This window comes from Methyloparacoccus murrellii, assembly GCF_054657115.1.
In genome coordinates, this window is record NZ_BAAHXD010000040.1 from 14,313 (window position 1) to 33,585 (window position 19,273).

12 protein-coding genes are annotated in these 19,273 nt (G+C 67.2%); 6 read left to right on the forward strand and 6 right to left on the reverse strand.

What is annotated here, in order from left to right; genetic code table 11:
• Positions 1–39: 39 nt before the first annotated feature.
• Positions 40–1,104: a type IV pilus assembly protein PilM gene (gene pilM / locus ACYQ1H_RS11650; RefSeq protein WP_460028210.1), complete on the reverse strand. Its 1,065-nt coding sequence runs from the start codon at positions 1,102–1,104 to the stop codon at positions 40–42.
• 211 nt (positions 1,105–1,315) lie between these two features.
• Between pilM and ACYQ1H_RS11655 the strand changes: the two genes are divergently transcribed.
• Positions 1,316–3,730 carry a penicillin-binding protein 1A gene (locus tag ACYQ1H_RS11655; RefSeq protein ID WP_460028211.1) on the forward strand — a complete coding sequence of 805 codons (2,415 nt, stop codon included), beginning with the start codon at positions 1,316–1,318 and terminating at the stop codon, positions 3,728–3,730.
• A gap of 97 nt (positions 3,731–3,827) precedes the next feature.
• On the opposite strand, the gene rpmE is transcribed toward ACYQ1H_RS11655, so the two are convergent.
• Positions 3,828–4,028, reverse strand: a complete 201-nt coding sequence (gene rpmE / locus ACYQ1H_RS11660) for a 50S ribosomal protein L31 (RefSeq protein WP_460028212.1) — start codon at positions 4,026–4,028, stop codon at positions 3,828–3,830.
• A 130-nt stretch (positions 4,029–4,158) separates the two neighbouring features.
• Between rpmE and ACYQ1H_RS11665 the strand changes: the two genes are divergently transcribed.
• Together ACYQ1H_RS11665 and ACYQ1H_RS11670 are read left to right on the forward strand one after the other, a co-directional pair.
• The gene (locus ACYQ1H_RS11665; protein ID WP_460028213.1) at positions 4,159–4,938 is read left to right on the forward strand and encodes an exodeoxyribonuclease III; all 780 of its coding nucleotides are present in this window, start codon (positions 4,159–4,161) and stop codon (positions 4,936–4,938) included.
• Positions 4,916–6,205, forward strand: a complete 1,290-nt coding sequence (locus ACYQ1H_RS11670; RefSeq protein ID WP_460028214.1) for an AmpG family muropeptide MFS transporter — start codon at positions 4,916–4,918, stop codon at positions 6,203–6,205. Before ACYQ1H_RS11665 ends, ACYQ1H_RS11670 begins: the two co-directional genes overlap by 23 nt.
• 39 nt (positions 6,206–6,244) lie before the next feature.
• On the opposite strand, the gene lpdA is transcribed toward ACYQ1H_RS11670, so the two are convergent.
• The 3 genes from lpdA to aceE form a co-directional block, all read right to left on the reverse strand.
• On the reverse strand, positions 6,245–7,663 hold the full coding sequence (gene lpdA, locus ACYQ1H_RS11675) for a dihydrolipoyl dehydrogenase (RefSeq protein ID WP_460028215.1): 1,419 nt from the start codon (positions 7,661–7,663) through the stop codon (positions 6,245–6,247).
• A gap of 327 nt (positions 7,664–7,990) precedes the next feature.
• Positions 7,991–9,643 (reverse strand): dihydrolipoyllysine-residue acetyltransferase, encoded by a 1,653-nt coding sequence (gene aceF, locus ACYQ1H_RS11680; protein ID WP_460028216.1) that lies wholly within the window; start codon positions 9,641–9,643, stop codon positions 7,991–7,993.
• Positions 9,644–9,652: 9 nt separating this feature from the next.
• Positions 9,653–12,349, reverse strand: coding sequence for a pyruvate dehydrogenase (acetyl-transferring), homodimeric type (gene aceE, locus ACYQ1H_RS11685; protein ID WP_460028220.1), 2,697 nt, complete (start codon positions 12,347–12,349; stop codon positions 9,653–9,655).
• 373 nt (positions 12,350–12,722) lie between these two features.
• Between aceE and ACYQ1H_RS11690 the strand changes: the two genes are divergently transcribed.
• Positions 12,723–15,425 carry a PAS domain S-box protein gene (locus tag ACYQ1H_RS11690; protein WP_460028217.1) on the forward strand — a complete coding sequence of 901 codons (2,703 nt, stop codon included), beginning with the start codon at positions 12,723–12,725 and terminating at the stop codon, positions 15,423–15,425.
• Positions 15,426–15,583: 158 nt separating this feature from the next.
• On the forward strand, positions 15,584–16,273 hold the full coding sequence (aqpZ, locus tag ACYQ1H_RS11695) for an aquaporin Z (protein WP_460028221.1): 690 nt from the start codon (positions 15,584–15,586) through the stop codon (positions 16,271–16,273).
• Between the two features lie 9 nt (positions 16,274–16,282).
• On the opposite strand, the gene ACYQ1H_RS11700 is transcribed toward aqpZ, so the two are convergent.
• Positions 16,283–17,386: a fatty acid desaturase gene (locus ACYQ1H_RS11700; protein WP_460028218.1), complete on the reverse strand. Its 1,104-nt coding sequence runs from the start codon at positions 17,384–17,386 to the stop codon at positions 16,283–16,285.
• Positions 17,387–17,493: 107 nt separating this feature from the next.
• Here ACYQ1H_RS11700 and ACYQ1H_RS11705 point away from each other — a divergent pair, with 107 nt between their 5' ends.
• A complete protein-coding gene (locus tag ACYQ1H_RS11705; protein ID WP_460028219.1) occupies positions 17,494–19,260 on the forward strand; it encodes a carbamoyltransferase family protein in 1,767 nt (588 codons plus the stop codon).
• Positions 19,261–19,273: the final 13 nt, after the last annotated feature.

Sequence of the window (19,273 nt, forward strand, 5' to 3'; positions counted from 1 at the left end):
GCGTGGGTAAGGCCTTGTGCTGCGATCCGGCATGCCAGCTCAGGCAAAGCTGCGCAGCGCCAGTCCCGTCGCCACCAGCAGCGCCGGCGCCTCGCGCGCCAGATGGGGGCGGGCCGCCCGCGGACTGATGACCATGCCTTCGAAGGGATCGAGCCGCTGGACCACGGTTTCGGGACCGGCATCCACGGCCTGCAGCACGCCGTCGTCGGCCGCGCAACCACCGGCAAGGTAGAGCCGGGTGAGGTTGACCTGCGGCTGCGACGCCCGGAACAGGTGCAGGGAACGGTTGATCTGCTGACCCAGCGCCTCGACGAACGGCCGGTAGACGGCGGTTTCATAATCATCCGGCAAGCCGCCATAGCGCCTGGCCCGTTCGGCCTGCTCCCGCGGTATGCCGTAATGCCGCTGGATCTCCTCGCTCAGCTGGCGGCCGCCGAACGTCTGCTCGCGGGTGTACAGCATTTGCTGGCGGTGAAAGACGACCAGCGAGGTGGTGTTGTCGCCGGCATCGCTGATGGCATACACCTCGTCCGGATCGCCGCTCTGCTGCGCCATCAGCCGCGCGCAGGCCCGCATCATGGCGAACGACTCGACGTCGACCGCTGCCGCCCGGAGCCCCGCCCACTCCAGCGCCGCGGCCCGATCCTCGACATATTCCTTGCGCGAGGCCACCACCTGCACGTCCACGGAACCGGGAAGCTTCTCCGAAGGGCCGACCACGAAAAAATCCAGGCTGACATCCTCCAGCGGATAGGGAATGTACTGTTCGGCCTCCAGCTCGATCTGCGCCTCGATATCGTCCTCGTTCAGGGAGGCGGGAAAGGTCAGAATCTTGGCGATGACAGCCGACGTCGGCACCGCGGTGACCGCCTGCGGCAACCGGGTCCCCAGTTGCCGCATGGCCTTGCGGATGGCGCCGCCGGCCAGCTGCAGGCGGCCATCCTCCCTGGGTTTGGCCTTGGGATCGGCGGGCGCCACCGGCACGATCGCATAGCCCTTGAGGGTCAGCTGCTCGTTTTCGCATGCCAGTTCGACCACCTTGACCGAGCTGGGGCTGATGTCGACCCCCAGGTAGCGAGGCGGGGTATGCGGGAATCGGAACATGGCGCGCGACATGGTTCGGTGGCCGGGACTGCCGGCCCGGCAGGGCCCGGATCGGCTGACAGCCCGGATATCGGGGCTGTAGTATAGTACCCGCAGTTTTCCACCGGCACGCCGACGGCAATCGTTCCCCAATCCCTGCCCGCCGGGGCTCCGCGCAGCCGCCGCGACCCGAACGGACGCCACCGCTGACCAGCGCTCATCACCTCACGTCTTGGATACCTCTGGCTCCCACCGCTCGGGCTTCGTCGCTTTCCTGGCATCGCTCGGCCGCCTGATGCTCGGCATCGCCGCCGGCATGATGACCATCGGCCTGCTGCTGCTGGGGCTCTACCTGTATTTGCAGACCCAGCTGCCGGAGCTGGATGCCCTCAAGGACATCCGCTACCAGAGCCCGATGAAGATCTACAGCCGTGATGGCGTGCTGATCGGCCAGTTCGGCGAGAAAGTCCGCTACCCGCTGACACTGGAGGAAATGCCCGAGCGGATGCGCCAGGCCTTCCTGGCCGCGGAGGACTACCGCTTCTACGAACATCCCGGGTTCGACTACCAGGGATTGCTGCGGGCCTCGATCACCTTTCTCAGCACCGGGGAGAAGCGCCAGGGTGGCAGCACCATCACCATGCAGGTCGCCCGCAACTTCTTTCTCAGCAACGAGAAGACCTTCCTGCGCAAGATCAGGGAGATTCTGCTGGCGATGAAAATCGAGTCCGAACTGCCCAAGGACAAGATTCTCGAGCTGTACCTGAACAAGATCTATCTCGGCAACCATGCCTACGGCGTCGGCGCGGCGGCCAAGATTTACTACAACAAGCGGATCGACGAACTGGATCTGGCCGAGATCGCCACCATCGCCGGACTGCCGAAGGCGCCCTCGGCCTTCAATCCCATCGCCAACCCGGAACGGGCCATGGTACGCCGTGATTACGTGCTGGATCGCATGCTGGCGCTGGGCCACATCAGCCAGAGCGAGTATGCCGACGCGCTGGTTTCCCCCAATACGGCAGCGCTCAAGGGACACAGCGTGGATCTCGACCTGCCCTACATCGCCGAGATCGTGCGCAACCAGATGTACGAGCAATACGGCGAGAACGCCTACGACGACGGCTACCAGGTGCGGACCACCATCGATGCCCGCCTGCAGGCGCTGGCCGAGGATACGCTGCGCGCCAGCCAGCACCATTTCGACGAACGCCGCCGCTTCCGGCCCATCCAGGAGCACATCGACCTGGAGCGCCACACCAGCGAGGCGGACTGGGACAGGGAGCTGGCCCGTTTCGGCAGGCTGGGCTACACCGAGCCGGCGCTGATCCTGACGCTCAAGAACGGTGCCGCCGAGGTTTACCTGGGCGGTGGCAAACGGATGGAGCTGAGCGCCAGCGCACTGAGCTGGGCCCACCGCTGGCTCGATGGTCACAGGCGCAAGCACGAACCCAAGGGCAGCAGCAAGCCCCTGGCCACAGGCGATGTCATCCGCCTGCGCAACGATGGCACCCGGCTGCGGCTGACCCAGATTCCCGAAGTCGGCGCCGCGCTGGTCTCGGTGCTGCCCAAGGATGGCCAGGTCGTGGCCCTGGCCGGCGGCTATGACTTCCACTACAGCAAATTCAATCGCGCCATCCAGTCCAAGCGCCAGCCCGGCTCGGGCTTCAAGCCGGTGGTCTACTCGGCCGCACTGGCCTCCGGCATGACGCCTTCCAGCGTGGTCGTCGACGCCCCCATCCGCATCGGCAACTGGACGCCCATGAACGCTTCGCGGCGCTATTACGGCCCCACGCCCCTGCGCACGGCCCTGGTCTATTCGCGCAACGTCGTCGCCGTCAGGCTGATGCAGAAGGTCGGCATCGACAACGTCATCCGGCTGGCCAAGGACTTCGGCTTCGAGGAGGACGAACTGCCGCGGGTGTTGCCGCTGGCGCTGGGCAGCGGCTCCGCCAGCCCGCTGCGCATGGCCCAGATGTACTCGGTATTCGCCAACGGTGGCTTCCGGGTCGATCCCTATTTCATCTCGCGGGTGGACAGCGACAGTGGCAAGACCGTCTACCAGGCGACACCGCCCACGGCCTGCGCGGAATGCGAGGAAACCCGGACGCCGCCCCAGACTATGGCCAGGCGGGTGCTCTCGCCCAAGGTGCACTACATGATGAACTCCATGCTCCAGGACGTGGTGCGCATGGGCACGGCGCGGCGCGCACTGGCGCTGGGACGCACCGATGTCGCCGGCAAGACCGGCACCACCAACAAGTCCTTCGATGCCTGGTTCAACGGTTATACCCCGGCCCTGGTGACCATCGCCTGGTTCGGCTACGACACCTACAAATCGCTGGGGCACAACGTCATGGGTGGCGATCTGGCGCTGCCGATGTGGATCAAGTTCATGCGCGTCGCGCTGGAAGGCGTGCCGGAATACAGGTTCCCGGCACCCGCGGGCGGCCATGCGAAGAAGGTCAAGGTCAACCGTCGCGGCACCGTCTCGACCGACGTCGAGTATTACTCCGGCAACAAGGGCGAGCGCTTCGTTGATTCCGAGGGCGGGGACAGCGCCAAGTCCCGCTCCGGCCAGGCCGGCAACAAACCCAAGCCGCAGCCGGCGCCCGCCCGTGGACGGGCGATCGAGTCGCTGTTCTAGACAAGGTCGCGCCGGAAGAGCCGGCGGTGCAATTCATCCGCCCACAAAAAACCCCCGTCGGGCGGGGGTTTTTTGCTTCGCTATTCGGCGCCTGGCGCTAGCGGCTGTAGCGGCGGCGGAACTTGTCGACGCGACCCGCCGTGTCGACGACGCGCTGCTTGCCCGTATAGAATGGGTGGCATGCCGCGCACACTTCCACATGCAGATCCTTGCCGAGCGTGGAGCGGGTTTCAAAGGTATTGCCGCAGCTGCAATTCACGGTCAGCGGCGCATAGTTGGGATGGATATCCGGCTTCATGAGTGTTTTCCTGCGAAACTTGGCCAACAAAAACAAACCCGGCATCCTACCTGCTAGCGACAGGCATGGCAAGCCGGACGCAAGCTTGAGCCGCCGCTGATCCCCCCTCCTCGCCCCGGTATTCCCGCGCATGCGGATCGTCACACTCAACGCCAACGGTATCCGTTCCGCCGCCCGCAAGGGCTTCTTCGACTGGATGGCACGGCAGGACGCCGATATCGTCTGCCTCCAGGAAACCAAGTCGCAGGAACACCAGCTGGATGGTCGGCATTTCTGGCCGGACGGCTACTCCGCCTACTACGTGGATGCCGAGAAAAAGGGCTACAGCGGGGTTGCCCTGTACTCGCGGCGGGAGCCGGATGACATCATCCGGGGTCTGGGCTGGCCGGACATGGACGCCGAGGGACGCTATCTGGAGGCGCGCTGGGGCAATCTCAGCGTGGTGTCGATCTACCTCCCCTCGGGCTCTTCCAGCGAGGAACGCCAGTCGGTCAAGTTCGGCTTCCTGGAACGCTTCCTGCCCTACCTGCGCGACTGCGCCGCTTCCGGGCGCGACTACATCTTCTGCGGCGACTGGAACATCGCCCACAAGCCCATCGACCTCAAGAACTGGCGCGGCAACCGGAAGCATTCCGGCTTCCTGCCGGAAGAGCGCGCCTGGCTGGACCAGGTGTTCGACCGGGAAGGCTGGGTGGACGCCTTCCGCGCCCTCGACGACCGGCCCGAGCAGTACACCTGGTGGTCCAACCGCGGCCAAGCCTGGGCCAAGAACGTCGGCTGGCGCATCGACTACCAGGTCGTCAGCCCCCGCCTCGCCCCCTGTCTGCGCGCCGCCGCGATCTACAAGGACAGCCGCTTCTCCGATCATGCCCCCCTGACCATCGACTATGACTACCCCTTCCCGGCGTGAACGCCTGCTGAACCGGCGCATCCTGCTCTGCATCCTGACCGGCTTTTCGTCGGGGCTGCCGCTGTTCGTGCTGATCAGCCTGCTCACCGCCTGGCTGCGCGAGGGCGGGGTCGATCTCAAGGCCATCGGCCTGCTGGCGCTGGTGCAGTTCCCCTACATCTGGAAATTCGCCTGGGCGCCGCTGTGCGACCGCTACGGGCTCGGCTTGCGACTCGGCCGCCGGCGCGGCTGGATGCTCGTCAGCCAGCTGGCCCTGCTGGCCAGCATCCCGCTGTTCGGCTGGCTGTCGCCGCAGCCGGACCTGCCCGCCATCAGTGCGCTGGCCGTCGCCGTGGCCTTCTTCTCCGCAACCCAGGACATCGCCATCGACGCGTTCCGGCGCGAACTCCTGCGCGACGAGGAGCAGGGCCTCGGCAACGTGGTGCACGTCAATGCCTACAAGATCGCCGGCCTCGTGCCGGGCTCGCTGTCGCTGATCCTGGCCGATCACCTCGCCTGGCAGGCGGTGTATCCGATCACCGCCCTGTTCATGCTGCCGGGACTGCTCATGACGCTTCTGGTGGAGGAACCGCCGGCCTCGGTCCGCGCACCGGCGAGCCTGCGGCAGGCGGTCGTCGAACCGTTCCGGGAATTCATCGGCCGCCAGGGCTGGACCAGCGCCTTGGCGGTGCTGGCCTTCATCTTCTTCTACAAGCTTGGCGACAGCATGGCGACCTCGCTGGCCACGCCCTTCTATCTGGACATGGGCTACAGCAAGACCGAGATCGGCATGATCGCCAAGAATGCCGGTCTCTGGCCGAATGTCGTCGGCGGCATCCTGGGCGGCATCTGGATGATGCGGCTCGGCCTCAACCGCGCGCTATGGGTCTTCGGCGTGCTGCAGGCGCTGGTGATCCTCGGCTTCGCCTGGCTGGCGACGGCCGGACATACGCTGGCGGGGCTGGCCGCCGTGATCGGCGCCGAAGCCTTCGGCGTCGGCCTGGGCACCGCCGCCTTCGTTGCCTTTACCGCCAACGCCACCCACCCGGCCTACACGGCAACCCAGTTCGCGCTGTTCACCAGCCTGGCCGCAACGCCGCGCACCCTGGCCAATGCCTTCACCGGCTTCCTCGTCGAGGGCGGAGACATCGGCCTGGGCGGCATCACCCTGCTCCACGTCGAGGCCCTGGGATGGGAGCGGTTCTTCCTCGCCTGCTTCGGCGCCGCCCTGCCCGGCATGCTGCTGCTGTTCAAGGTGGCACCATGGGCTGACAGGCGCCCCGCCTGAGCCCCGGGGGCCAGGGCCGGCCAGCGTAGCCTCTGGCGCCTACTTCTTGAGATAGAGATCGGTGATCGTCCCCTCGACCATTTCCGCGGCGAAGGCGAAGGTTTCCGAGAGCGTGGGATGCGGATGGATGGTCAGGGCGATGTCGGCGACATCGGCGCCCATCTCCAGCGCCAGCACCGCCTCGCCGATCAGCTCGCCGGCGTTGGGACCGACCATGCCGGCGCCGAGGATGCGATGGGTCTCCGGGTCGACGATGATCTTGGTCAGGCCCTCGCGGCGCCCGATACCCAGCGCGCGGCCGCTGGCGGCCCAGGGGAAGGTGGCGGTCTCGACGGCGATGCCCTGCGCCCTGGCCTGGGTCTCGGTCAGTCCCATCCAGGCCAGTTCCGGATCGGTGTAGGCAACCGAGGGAATGGTCAGCGCCTGGAAGGCCGACTTGTGGCCGGCGATGACCTCGGCGGCAACCTTGGCCTCATGGGTTGCCTTGTGCGCCAGCATGGGATTGCCGACCACGTCGCCGATGGCGAAGATGTGCGGCACATTGGTGCGCTGCTGGCGGTCGACCGGGATGAAGCCGCGCTCGTCGACCTGCACGCCGGCCTGTTCGGCGCCGATGCCGAGCCCGTTCGGGCGCCGTCCGACGGCCACCAGCACCTTGTCGAACACTGCGGAGGCCGGGGCACCCTCGCCCTCGAAAAACACCTCCAGTCCCTCGGCCCTGGCCTCGATACGGGTGACCCGGGTCTTGAGGTGGATATTCTCGTACCACTTCTTGACGCGCTGATGCAGCGGCTTGACCAGGTCGGCGTCGCAGCCGGGGATGAGCTGGTCCATCAGCTCGACCACGGTGATGGCGGAGCCCAGCGCATGGTAGATGGTCGCCATTTCCAGGCCGATGATGCCGCCGCCGACGATCAGGAGGCGTGCGGGGATATCCGCCAGTTCCAGCGCGCCGGTGGAGTCGATCAGGCGCGGGTCGTCATGCGGGAAACCGGGAATCTTCACCGGCTGCGAGCCCACGGCGATGATGGCATGATCGAAGGTCACGGTCCGCTCGCCCTCGGCGCTGCTCACCGCCAGCGACCGGTCGGTGACGAATCGGCCAAGCCCCTGGATCACGGTCACACCGCGCTGCCTGGCCATGGCGGCCAGCCCCATGGTCAGGGTCTTGACCACCTTGTTCTTGTGGTCGCGCACCTTGTCGAGATCGATCTCGGGCGGCGCGAATCTGACCCCGGTATTGGCGCTCTCCGCCGTCTCGTGGATGATCTGCGCCGAATGCAGCAGCGCCTTGGACGGAATACAGCCGACATTCAGGCAGACGCCACCCAGGGTCGGATAGCGCTCGACCAGGACGACCTTCTTGCCGAGATCGGCGGCGCGGAAAGCGGCGGTATAACCGCCGGGTCCGGCTCCGAGGACCAGGACGTCGGCGTGCAGGGAGGCGTTTTCGCTCATGGCGGGAATCCTTGGGATGGGGTCAGGAGGTTGGCGCCGACGCCAGGGTCGGCGCCGGTCTGCGGGTCCGGTCGTTCGACGGGCGGGAGAACATGCTTGCCGCCACCGGCCAGCCGTGCCCGGCATCCAGGCCGACGCAACCGGCCACCGCTACGCCCTCGCCGGGCGTGGACGTCCAGTGATGGGCGACATGGGAACCTGTGCCCCCGGCCGAGGTTTTCCGCGGCAGCTGGATGCTCGCGCCTGACCGACGGGCGGGCTCGCCATTCCGGGCAGGCCTCGGGCGGGCATCCGGGGTGCGGGACGGCAGTCATGGACGGCGCCGGACTACAGCAGGATGCGCCTGAGGTCCGCCAGCGTGGTGCCGAGATGCGCGACGAAGCGCGCACCCAGCGCGCCGTCGATGACGCGATGGTCATAGGACAGCGACAGCGGCAGCATCAGGCGCGGCACGAACTGGCCGTCGCGGTAGACCGGCTTCATCTGGCTGCGGGACAGGCCCAGGATCGCCACCTCGGGGGCGTTGATGATGGGCGTGAAGGCCGTGCCGCCGATGCCGCCGAGGCTGGAGATGGTGAAGCAGCCACCCTCCAGGTCGGTGCCGCGCAGCTTCTTGCTGCGCGCCCGCTGGCTGACATCCGCCAGTTCCGCCGCCAGTTCGAAGACGCTTTTACGGTCCACGTCGCGGATTACCGGCACCACCAGGCCTTCCGGCGTATCGACGGCGACGCCGACATGGCAGTATCGCTTGAGGATCAGCGTCTCGCCGTTGGGCGCCAGGCTGGCGTTGAAGGTCGGGAAGGCCTTGAGACTGGCGGCCACCGCCTTCATTACGAACGGCAGGAGAGACAGCTTGATGCCGCGCTTCTCCGCCTCGCCCCTGAGCGACACGCGGAATGCCTCGAGCTCGGTGATGTCGGCATCGTCGTGCTGGGTGATGTGCGGGATGGACACCCAGTTGCGGTGCAGGTTGGGCCCCGAGAGTTTCTGGATGCGCGTCAGCGGCAGCGTCTCGACCGCGCCGAACCGGCTGAAATCGATCTCGGGGGCGGGCGGGAAGCCGAGCCCCGGCGCGGCCGCCGCCGGGGCTTGCGCCAGGCTCCGCTTGACGAAACCCTGGATGTCTTCGCGGGTGATGCGGCCCTTGGGACCGGAACCGCTCACCCTTGCCAGGTCGACGCCCAGCTCGCGGGCGAACTTGCGGATGGCCGGACTCGCATGCGGTGGCACCTTGCCATCGGCGGCCGGCGGCGCGGCCACGGCCGCTACCGCTGACGGACGGCCGGTGACAGCGGCGGCCACCGGCGCGGGCGCGCTGGAGGCGACGGCCGGTGCCGGTGGCGTGGTGGCCACCGCGCCGGCAACCTCCAGCAGCAGGATCGGCGTACCCTGGCTGACCCGGTCGCCCGGCTTGACATGCACGGTCTTGACCCGGCCGCTCTTGGGCGAGGGCACCTCCATCGCGGCCTTGTCGCTCTCCAGCGTGATCAGCGAAGCCTCGGCCTGGATGCTGTCACCCGGCTTGACCAGCACCTCGATGACCTCGATGTCCTTGAAGTCGCCGATGTCGGGGACGCGAATTTCTTCTTCGCTGGCGGGACCGCCAGCGGCCGCGGCGACCTGCGGGGACGGGGCCGCGATCACGGGCGCGGTCGGAGCCGGTTCGGCGGCCGTGGCCGGGGCCGCGGCGACCGGCTGGGCCGGCGGCGCAGCCGCAGGCACCGGACGCATCTCCTCCGCGGCGTCGATCACCAGGATCAGGGAGCCCTGGCTGACCCGGTCGCCGGGCTTGACCGTCAGGCTCACCACCGTGCCGCCGATGGGCGACGGGACTTCCATCGCGGCCTTGTCGCTCTCCAGCGTGATCAGCGAATCCTCCGGCCGGATGACGTCGCCGGGCTTGACCAGCACCTCGATGACCTCGATGTCCTTGAAGTCGCCGATGTCGGGGACGTGTACCTCTTTCTGCACTGCGGCCATGTCGCTTCCTCAGACGGTCAGGGGGTTGGGCTTTTCGGGATCGATGCCCAGCTTGGCGATGGCCTTGGCCACCTCCTTGGCGGTCAGCGTGCCCTCATCGGCCAAGGCCTTGAGCGCGGCCAGCGTGATGTAGTTGCGGTCCACTTCGAAGAAGCGGCGCAGTTGCGAGCGCCGGTCGCTGCGGCCAAAGCCGTCGGTACCGAGGACCGTGAAGGCGCGTGGCACGTAGGGACGGATCTGGTCGGCAACGATGCGCATGTAATCCGAGGCGGCCACGATCGGACCCTCCGTACCGCCCAGCTGCTGCTCGACATAGCTGAGCCGGCGCGGCTGGCCGGGATGCAGCAGGTTCCAGCGCTCGGCATCCAGCCCGTCGCGGCGCAACTCGTTGTAGCTGGTGACGCTCCAGACATCGGCCTCGACGCCATAGTCCGCCCTGAGCAGGTCCGCCGCCGCCAGCGCCTCGCGCAGGATGGTGCCGCTGCCGAGCAGTTGCACCCGCCTGGCCGACGGGCCGCCCTCGCGGATCCGGTACATGCCCCTGACGATGCCCTCGCGGCTGCCCTCCGGCATGGCCGGGTGGGTGTAGTTCTCGTTCATGACGGTCAGGTAGTAGAACACCTGCTCGCCTTCCTGATACATGCGCCGCAGACCGTCCTGGATGATCACCGCCAGCTCGTAGACATAGCAGGGATCGTAGGACACGCAGTTGGGAATGGCCGACATCGCCAGCAGGCTGTGCCCGTCCTGGTGCTGGAGTCCCTCACCCGCCAGGGTGGTGCGACCGGCGGTGCCGCCCAGCAGGAAACCCTTGGCGCGCATGTCGCCGGCTGCCCACATGAGGTCGCCGACGCGCTGGAACCCGAACATCGAGTAGTAGATGTAGAACGGGATCATCTGCACGTTGTGATTGCTGTAGGCGGTGCCCGCCGCGATCCAGGAGCACATGGAGCCGGCCTCGTTGATGCCTTCCTCCAGAATCTGCCCGGACTTGTCCTCGCGGTAGTACATGACGCTGTCGGAATCCTCGGGCTCGTACAGCTGGCCCACCGAGGAGTAGATGCGGTACTGGCGGAACAGGCTGTCCATGCCGAAGGTACGCGCCTCGTCCGGGACGATGGGCACCACGTAGCGGCCGACCTTGTTGTCGCGCAGCAGCAGGGTCAGCATGCGCACGAAGGCCATGGTCGTCGACATGTCGCGATCCTCGCTGCTTTTCAGCATGCTGTCGAAGATCGAGAGATCGGGCACCTGAAGATGCGGCGCCTCGCGCCGGCGCTGCGGCAGGAAGCCGCCCAGGGCCTCGCGCCGCGCCTTCATGTACTGCATTTCCGGGCTGTCCTCGGGCGGCCGGTAATAGGGCACGCTGGCCAGCTGGTCGTCCGCCAGCGGAATCTTGAAGCGGTCACGGAAGGCCTTGATCGAGGCATCGTCGAGCTTCTTCTGCTGATGGGTGGACATGCGCCCCTCGCCCACCGGCCCCATGCCGTAGCCCTTGACCGTCTTGGCCAGGATCACGGTCGGCTGGCCACTGTGGTGCACCGCCGCATGATAGGCGGCGTAGACCTTGTGCGCGTCGTGACCGCCACGGTTCAGGCGCCAGATGTCCTCGTCGGTCATGTTGGCGACCATTTCCTTGAGCTCGGGATACTTGCCGAAGAAATGCTCGCGGGTATAGGCGCCGCCCTTGGCCTTGTAGGCCTGGTATTCGCCGTCCACCGCCTCTTCCATGCGCTTGCGCAACAGGCCCTTGGTGTCCCTGGCCAGCAGCGGATCCCAATAGGAACCCCAGATCACCTTGATCACGTTCCAGCCGGCGCCGCGGAAGTTGGCCTCCAGCTCCTGGATGATCTTGCCGTCGCCGCGCACCGGGCCATCCAGCCGCTGCAGGTTGCAGTTGATGACGAAGACCAGGTTGTCCAGCTTCTCGCGCCCGGCCAGGCCGATGGCGCCCAGGGATTCCGGCTCGTCCATCTCGCCGTCGCCGCAGTAGCACCAGACCTTGCGCCCGGCGGTATGCAGGATGCCGCGGTCTTCCAGGTACTTCATGAAGCGCGCCTGGTAGATCGACATGATGGGCCCAAGGCCCATGGACACGGTCGGGAACTGCCAGAAATCCGGCATCAGCCAGGGGTGCGGGTAGGAGCTCAGGCCATTGCCCTGGCCCTCGATCTCGGCGCGGAAGTGGTCCAGCTGCGCCTCGCTGAGGCGCCCCTCCATGAAGGCGCGGGCATAGATGCCCGGCGCGGCATGGCCCTGGAAATACACCAGGTCGCCGCCAAAATCCTTGCTCGGCGCCCGGAAAAAGTGGTTGAAACCAACATCGTAGAGCGTCGCCGCCGAGGCGAAGCTGGCGATGTGCCCGCCATACTCGGTGGACTTGCGATTGGCGCGCACCACCATGGCCATGGCGTTCCAGCGGATGAAGGAGCGGATGCGGTGCTCGATGCTGGCATCGCCCGGCAGGCGCGCCTCCAGATGCGGCGGAATCGTGTTGATGTAGGCCGTGTTGGCCTTGTAGGGCAGGTTGGCGCCGGCGCGGCGGGCCTGGTCGACCAGATTCTCGATCAGGAAATGCGCCCGCTCGACGCCTTCCGAGCCGATCACCGCCTGCAGGGCCTCCAGCCACTCGCGGGTTTCCTCGGGATCGGAATCATGGGTCAGGTGAAGGTTCTGCTGCGAATGCGAAGGTGTACCAACCGCCATATTGAGGGATTCCTTGGACGTGGGGTTCATCCGAACGAAAGCTGCGATTATAGACAAGCCACCCCCCCGGTTCCATTGATTTGGCGTTCGCGCCTGCTCATGCCGGCATCCTCGATGCTGAGGACATCGGGCCTCGATTCTGCCGCTTTCCCACCCCGCCGGTCCTCCGGCGTGTCCCCGGGGGCGCCCGACACATGCCACATGGGGCATAATCCCGTTCGCCGAGGGGCGAGGTCGTGCCGGATGGTTCGACAACCGGTGCGTCGCCCGGATGACATCGGGACCGGATTGCCGGCTCGACGCCGGAGCACGACATGATGCGGACCCAAAGCTGATCCTTCCCCAGTTTGGAGACGGCTGGAATTCGTCCGCCATGGACTTGAGAACCCTCATCATTTCGGCCCTGGTCGTGTGCCTGGCGACCAGCCTCAGCCTGGGGGTGGTCTACCTTACCCGTCGCACCTACCCGGGCTTCGGCGACTGGCTGGCCGGCACCGGCTGCCGCACCCTGGCCGCCATTCTGATCCTGCTGCCGCGGGACACGCTGCCGCCCTGGTTCACCATCCTGCTCCCCAACTGGCTGCTGCTCATCGAACCCCTGCTGTACCTGCGCGGCACGCGGCGTTTCTATGGACAGCCGCCGCCGTCCGCGGGCTGGACCATCCTGGTCACCCTGCTGTACCTGCCGCCGTTTTATCACTACACCTACACGGTGCCCGACATCAACGGGCGATTCGTGGTGATGTCGGTGTTCGGGCTCGGCTTCAGCCTGGCCATGATCCGGGCGCTGCTGAGCAACCGCCCCCCCTATGCGGGCGCGAGCGAGAAATGGCAGGCCGGGTTGTGGGCCCTGTTCGCGGCGGAGTACCTGTTTCGCGGCGGGCACCTGTTGCTGGGCGGGGTGGGACCGATGCGGGATTTCGCCGGAGTCCCGCCGGTGCAGGGCTTCGTCGTGCTGGTGATTTCCTTCAACGCCCTGCTGATCGCCATCAGCCAGATCATCATGAATGCCCAGCGGCTCGAATACGATCACACGCTGGCACTGGCCAGGCTGGAGGACGACATGATCGCGCTGCAGAAAGCCGAGGGCGCCATCCGGGCCAGCGAGCAGCTCTTCCGCAGCAACTTCAACCGGTCGCTGGTCGGCATGGCGATCACCTCGCTGGAAAAGGGCTGGCTGGAGGTCAACGATCGCCTCTGCCAGATACTGGGGTACTCGCGCGAGGAATTGCGGACCAAAACCTGGGCCGAGCTGACCCATCCGGATGACCTGGCCACCGACAACGCCCAGTTCCACCGCGTGCTGCGCGGGGAGATCCAGGGCTTTTCCATGGAGAAACGCTACATCGGGGCCGATGGCCGGATAGTGCCCGCCCTGATAAGCGTGGCCTGCGTGCACACGGCGGATGGACAGCCGGACTACATGGTGGCGCAGGTTTATGACATCAGCCGGCGGGTGGAAATCGAGGCCGCCCTGCGCCAGAGCGAGACCACCCTGCGACTGGCCTTCGAGAACGCCAACACCGGCATGTGCCTGGTCGACCTGGAAGGCCGGATCACCCGCGTCAACGCCAAGATGTGCACCATTTTCGGTTATCGCAAGGCCGAGCTGGAAGCCATGACCGTCAATGATCTGTCGCTGACGGATGACGCCAGTGTCAGCCTGAGATTCATGCGCGAGGCCCGGCAGGGCGTTGCCGAGCAATCCAACTTCGAGAAGCGTTACCGGCATCGGGACGGCCACGTGATCACCTGTGAAGTGGCCTCCTCGCTGGTCAGGGATAGCGACGGCCAGCCGCTGTATTTCATCTCCCAGGTGCAGGACATCAGCGAGCGCAAGCGTTACGAGAGCGACTTGCAACACGCGCGGGAGGCCGCGGAAGCCGCCAACCGGGCCAAGAGCCAGTTCCTGGCCCACATGAGCCACGAGATCCGCACGCCATTGAACGGCGTGCTGGGCATGGCCCAGCTGCTGGAACAGGAATCGCTGAGTCCCGACCAGGCGGAAATGGTCGCCAACATCCGCTCGGCCGGACGCTCCCTGCTCAGCATCATCAACGACATCCTGGACTTTTCCAAGATCGAGGCCGGCCAGTTGCAGATCGAGAGCCAGCCGTTCGACCTGCCGCGCAAGCTGGCCAACGTGGTCAAGATCCTCTCGGTGGTCGCCCGCGACAAGGGCATCACATTGAGGCTGGAGCCACTGCCCGAACTCGGCGGCCGGTTCCTGGGCGATCCCCTGCGCCTGGAACAGGTGCTGTTCAACCTGGTGGGCAACGCCCTCAAGTTCACCCATCAGGGCGGGGTTACGCTCCGGGTCAGGGCCGGCGCTCCGGACGCGGAGCCTGTGCGGCTGCGCTTCGAGGTCGAGGACACCGGCATCGGCATGGGCGCGGAAATCCTGGAACGCCTGTTCCGCCCCTTCACCCAGGCAGACGGCTCGATCACCCGGCGATTCGGCGGGACGGGGCTGGGCCTGTCCATCAGCAAGCGCCTGGTCGAGCTGATGGGGGGCACAATCGGTGCCAGCAGCATCGAGGGCCGGGGCAGCCTGTTCTGGTTCGAACTGCCGTTTCAGCGCGTGGCGGGCAGCCCGGCGCCGGGCGACAGCGAAGTCTCGCCCATCAAGCCCCTTGCAACAGACCGACCGGCCATCCTCAGGGCGCTGGTGGTGGACGACAACGCGATCAACCGCCAGCTGGTGGCGCGCATGCTCAGGCACGAAGGCATCGACAGTACGCAGGCCGGCGATGGCCAGCAGGCGCTGGAACGGTTGCGCGCCGCTCCGGCAGACTTCGATGTCGTGTTCATGGACGTGCAGATGCCGATCCTGGACGGGCTGGCGGCGACCCGCCTGATTCGTCAGGATTCGCGCCTGGCGCACCTGCCGGTGATCGCGCTGACGGCGGGTGTGCTGGTCGAGGAGCGCCAGGCCGCCATGGCAGCGGGCGTGGATGACTTTCTGGCGAAACCGCTGGGCATCGAGCAGATGCACGAGCTGCTGGAAAACCTGGGAAGGATGCCCCGCCCTCGCCCTCCGCCAGCCGAACGGCCCGGCGATGCGGAAACCCCATGACATCCAACCTGCGGCCGGCCGGTCTGGCCGGCCCGACTTGCACATTTTTGTGACATCCCGGACCATGCGAGCGGGCGCCACGCCAGGCGGTCCAGGTGGCCGCAGGGCCGGTGCTCACCCATCAAAACCATTATGCGGGGGAGAAAACAATGACTCTGATGCATCGTTCGGCAGCGGAATTCATGGGCACCTTCTGGCTGGTCTTCGGCGGCTGCGGCAGCGCCGTCCTGGCGGCCGGCGTGCCCGAGGTCGGCATCGGCTGGCTTGGCGTCGCGCTGGCCTTCGGGCTCACCGTGATGACCATGGCCTACGCCATCGGCCACGTGTCCGGCTGCCACCTGAATCCGGCGGTCTCCATCGGTCTCTGGGCGGCGGGCCGCTTCCCGTGCCGCGACATCCTGCCCTACCTGGCGGCGCAGGTCCTGGGCGCCATCGTCGGCGCGGGCGTCCTCTACCTCATCGCCAGCGGCAAGGCCGGCTTCGACGCCAGCGCCTCGGGATTCGCCGCGAACGGCTACGGTGAGCACTCGCCGGGCCAGTATGGCCTGGTGGCCGCGCTGCTGGCCGAGGTGGTGCTGACCTTCATGTTCCTGATGATCATCCTGGGCGCCACGGACGGCCGCGCCCCGGCCGGCTTCGCGCCCATCGCCATCGGCCTCGGGCTGACGCTGATCCACCTGATCGGCATCCCGGTGGACAACCTGTCCGTCAATCCGGCCCGCAGCACCGGGCCGGCGCTGTTCGTCGGCGACTGGGCGCTGGCGCAGCTGTGGCTGTTCTGGATCGCCCCGATCCTGGGCGGCTGGCTGGCCGGCAAGGTCTACCGGCGGCTGGCGCCCTCCGCCTGATCCGGCGCGTCAGACCTCGCCGGAAACCGCGGCGCGACAGGGATGTCCCGCCGCTTCCGCACCGAATCCCTGCCCCGCCGCCCAGCGCCGGAAGCTGCCGCTGCGGTTCTTGACCCAGATCGCCGTCCACAGGTAGCCATGCGGCAGGCAGGCCGGCCCGCCACGGTCCAGCAGCTCGGGGTAGGCAATGCCGGGCCGGCGATGATGATCGGCATGCCGGGTCAGCCCCAGGAACAGGAACAGGCTCAGGGCCGACTCGCACCGCCAGGCCGTGTCCCTGGCGCGCCCCGACGCCTGGGTCATGCCGAAATGCTGAAAATAGTTGACCGCCTCCAGCAGGCGCACGGCGACAAGGTTGATGTAACACCAGGCGAACAGGGCCAGTCCGCCGAAGGCGACGCCATAGGCCGCCATCAGGGCCAGCTGCACCAGCAATCCCTGGCGCACGGTGCCGGGCTGGTGCTGCCAGGCGATCCGCCACTGCTGCCGCAGCGAGCGGCGGCAGAATGCCTCGTAGTCCTCCCGCGGCTCGGCCGTCGAGGGATCGCCCGCGCTGCCCAGCCGGGCATGATGCCCCAGCCGGTGCGCGACATGGAAATGATCGTAGAACACCGTCATCAGCAGGATGCGGCCCCAGCGGCGTTGCCAGCGCGTGCGCCGGTGGATCAGCTCATGCGCGGGGGCGATGACCGAACAGCAGGCGTTGGTGCCGCCGAGAATCCTCAGCGCCAGCAGGTTGGCAAAGGCGGTGCCGAGGCTGGCCGGGTCCGACAGGGAAAAGTCCAACCGCGAGACCATCCAGCCCATGGCGAGGACATTCGCCAGCTGGAACGCGACCAGGCCATGCAGCAACGTATCGAAGAAGGCGCGCGGCGCGTGCGCCGGCACGTTCCGCACCTCGCGCGGCCCCACGCGATCGGCAACGATCAGCAGCCACACCGGCGCGGTCCAGAGCAGCGCGTCTCCGGCCGCGTGCGGACCGGTCAGAAAGAAGGCCAGGGTCGCCAGTGGCAGGAACCAGGCAAGGGCAAAGCCGGTCCACCAGGGAATGCCCAGGGACGACAGCAGCCGGCGGCAGGCGGAATCGAATCGTTTGATCGCGGGAGTGAGCATGGGGTGCTGGCTGGAATGACCGGTCTGAGATGCCACCGCGCGCTTCCGGTTCCCGGCCGCCGCCGCATCCGTCCCGGGTCAATCACGACGCGCTCCCGAAGGCCATCATGAATCCCCAACCACACGCACGCACAGTTTACCTTGGCTTCTGTTCGACCTATCACGATCCCGCCGTCGCCCTGATCGACGGCCAGGGCAACATCCGCTTCGCCGAAGCCACCGAGCGGGTACTGCAATACAAGCGTGCCCTCAACTGCGAACCGGACCAGCCCTTCCAGCTGCCCGACCTGCTGGCCCGCCACTGCCCGGACGCGGAGCGTTTCGTCGTCGCCGGCAACTGGCGCGCCGCCCGCCCCTGGTACGAGCGGCTGGCCCGGCAACTCGGCTGGCTGACGCCGCGCGGCATCCTGGGCTACCGGGGCCGCCAGCTCACCACCTGCCTGCCGACCTGGGAACTCAACCACATGCAGGCATGCCAGCATCACGCCCTGCGCCGGTCCGGCCTCAACCTCGCCCGCAGCCTGCGGCGGCATTACCCCGGCGCCGAGGTCGTCTTCCGCCATTACGACCATCACCTTGCCCACGCCGCTCTCGCCTGCCATGGCAGCCCCTTCGGCGAGGCGGCCGCCGCCGTCATCGACTCCTACGGCGAACGCGGCTCGCTGGCCTTCTTCCGCTATGGCCGCGGGCGGCTGACGCCGCTGTTCGTCTCGCGCGGACCGCAGAGCCTGGGGTTCTTCTACATGAAGCTGACCGAACTGTGCGGTTTCGACTGGCTGGGCGGCGAGGAATGGAAGGTCATGGGCCTGGCGTCCTACGGCCGGACCGACGTGGAAGTGCTGGGCTGGCTGCGCGACCTGATGCGGGTGGAAGGACTGGACATCCACCAGGACCGTTCGACCTTTTTCAGGCTTCTGCAACGGCTGGAAAGCCGCCGCCGCCCCCCCGAGGAGCCACCGGAGGCGGCCGCCGACCTCGCCCATACCGGCCAGCAGTTCTTCGTCGAGCTGGTCAATCAGCTGCTGGCCAACCTACAGCGGGCAACGGGGGAGGAGAACCTGGCGCTGGGCGGCGGCTGCGCCCTGAACTCGGTCGCCAACGGCCAGCTGCTGGCAGCGACACCGTTCCGGCGCCTGCACATTCCCTCGGCGCCGGCCGACGACGGCACGGCGCTGGGCGCGGCGCTGCTGGCCTGGCATGAGGATCACCCTGAGGTTGTTCCGGCGCCCGCGCCGCTCTCGCCCTATCTCGGCAGCGAGGTAGATGCTGCCGCCGCCGCGCGCTTTGCCCGCTACGCCGGCCTCCCGGTCCGGCACCTGCCCGACGGCGCCGTCGTCGACGCCACGGCGCGCTTGCTCGCCCAAGGTCATGTCGTCGGCTGGATGCAGGGACGGGCGGAATTCGGCCCGCGGGCGCTGGGCAACCGCTCGATCCTCGCCGATCCCCGCTCACCGGCGATGATGGACCGGATCAACGCCACGGTGAAGTTCCGCGAACGCTTTCGCCCCTATGCGCCGGCCATCCTGGACGAGTTCGGCCCCGCGTATTTCGAGGACTACCAGGAAACGCCCTACATGGACCGCACGCTGCGCTTCCGGCCCGATGTCCGCGACCGGGTACCGGCCGTGGTGCATGTCGATGGCACCGGCCGCCTGCAGACCGTCCGGCCGGACTGGAACCCGCGCTTCCACGCCCTGTTGCGGCGCTTCCACGACCTGACGCAGGTTCCGGTGCTGCTGAATACCAGCTTCAACGTCATGGGCAAACCCATCGTCCACAGCGTCGAGGATGCCTTTGCCGTCTTCATGGGCTCGGGCCTGGATGCGCTGGTGATCGGCGACTATCTGTTCGACAAACCCGGCCGGCTGGCATGAGCCCGCTGCGGCC

Coding starts and splice junctions, on each gene's coding strand:
- ACYQ1H_RS11705 (WP_460028219.1), top strand. CDS start 17,494: ATGAATCCCCAACCACACGCACGCACAGTTTACCTTGGCTTCTGTTCG.
- lpdA (WP_460028215.1), bottom strand. CDS start 7,663: ATGAGCGAAAACGCCTCCCTGCACGCCGACGTCCTGGTCCTCGGAGCC.
- aceF (WP_460028216.1), bottom strand. CDS start 9,643: ATGGCCGCAGTGCAGAAAGAGGTACACGTCCCCGACATCGGCGACTTC.
- ACYQ1H_RS11700 (WP_460028218.1), bottom strand. CDS start 17,386: ATGCTCACTCCCGCGATCAAACGATTCGATTCCGCCTGCCGCCGGCTG.
- ACYQ1H_RS11670 (WP_460028214.1), top strand. CDS start 4,916: ATGACTACCCCTTCCCGGCGTGAACGCCTGCTGAACCGGCGCATCCTG.
- rpmE (WP_460028212.1), bottom strand. CDS start 4,028: ATGAAGCCGGATATCCATCCCAACTATGCGCCGCTGACCGTGAATTGC.
- aceE (WP_460028220.1), bottom strand. CDS start 12,349: ATGGCGGTTGGTACACCTTCGCATTCGCAGCAGAACCTTCACCTGACC.
- ACYQ1H_RS11690 (WP_460028217.1), top strand. CDS start 12,723: ATGGACTTGAGAACCCTCATCATTTCGGCCCTGGTCGTGTGCCTGGCG.
- ACYQ1H_RS11665 (WP_460028213.1), top strand. CDS start 4,159: ATGCGGATCGTCACACTCAACGCCAACGGTATCCGTTCCGCCGCCCGC.
- aqpZ (WP_460028221.1), top strand. CDS start 15,584: ATGCATCGTTCGGCAGCGGAATTCATGGGCACCTTCTGGCTGGTCTTC.
- pilM (WP_460028210.1), bottom strand. CDS start 1,104: ATGTTCCGATTCCCGCATACCCCGCCTCGCTACCTGGGGGTCGACATC.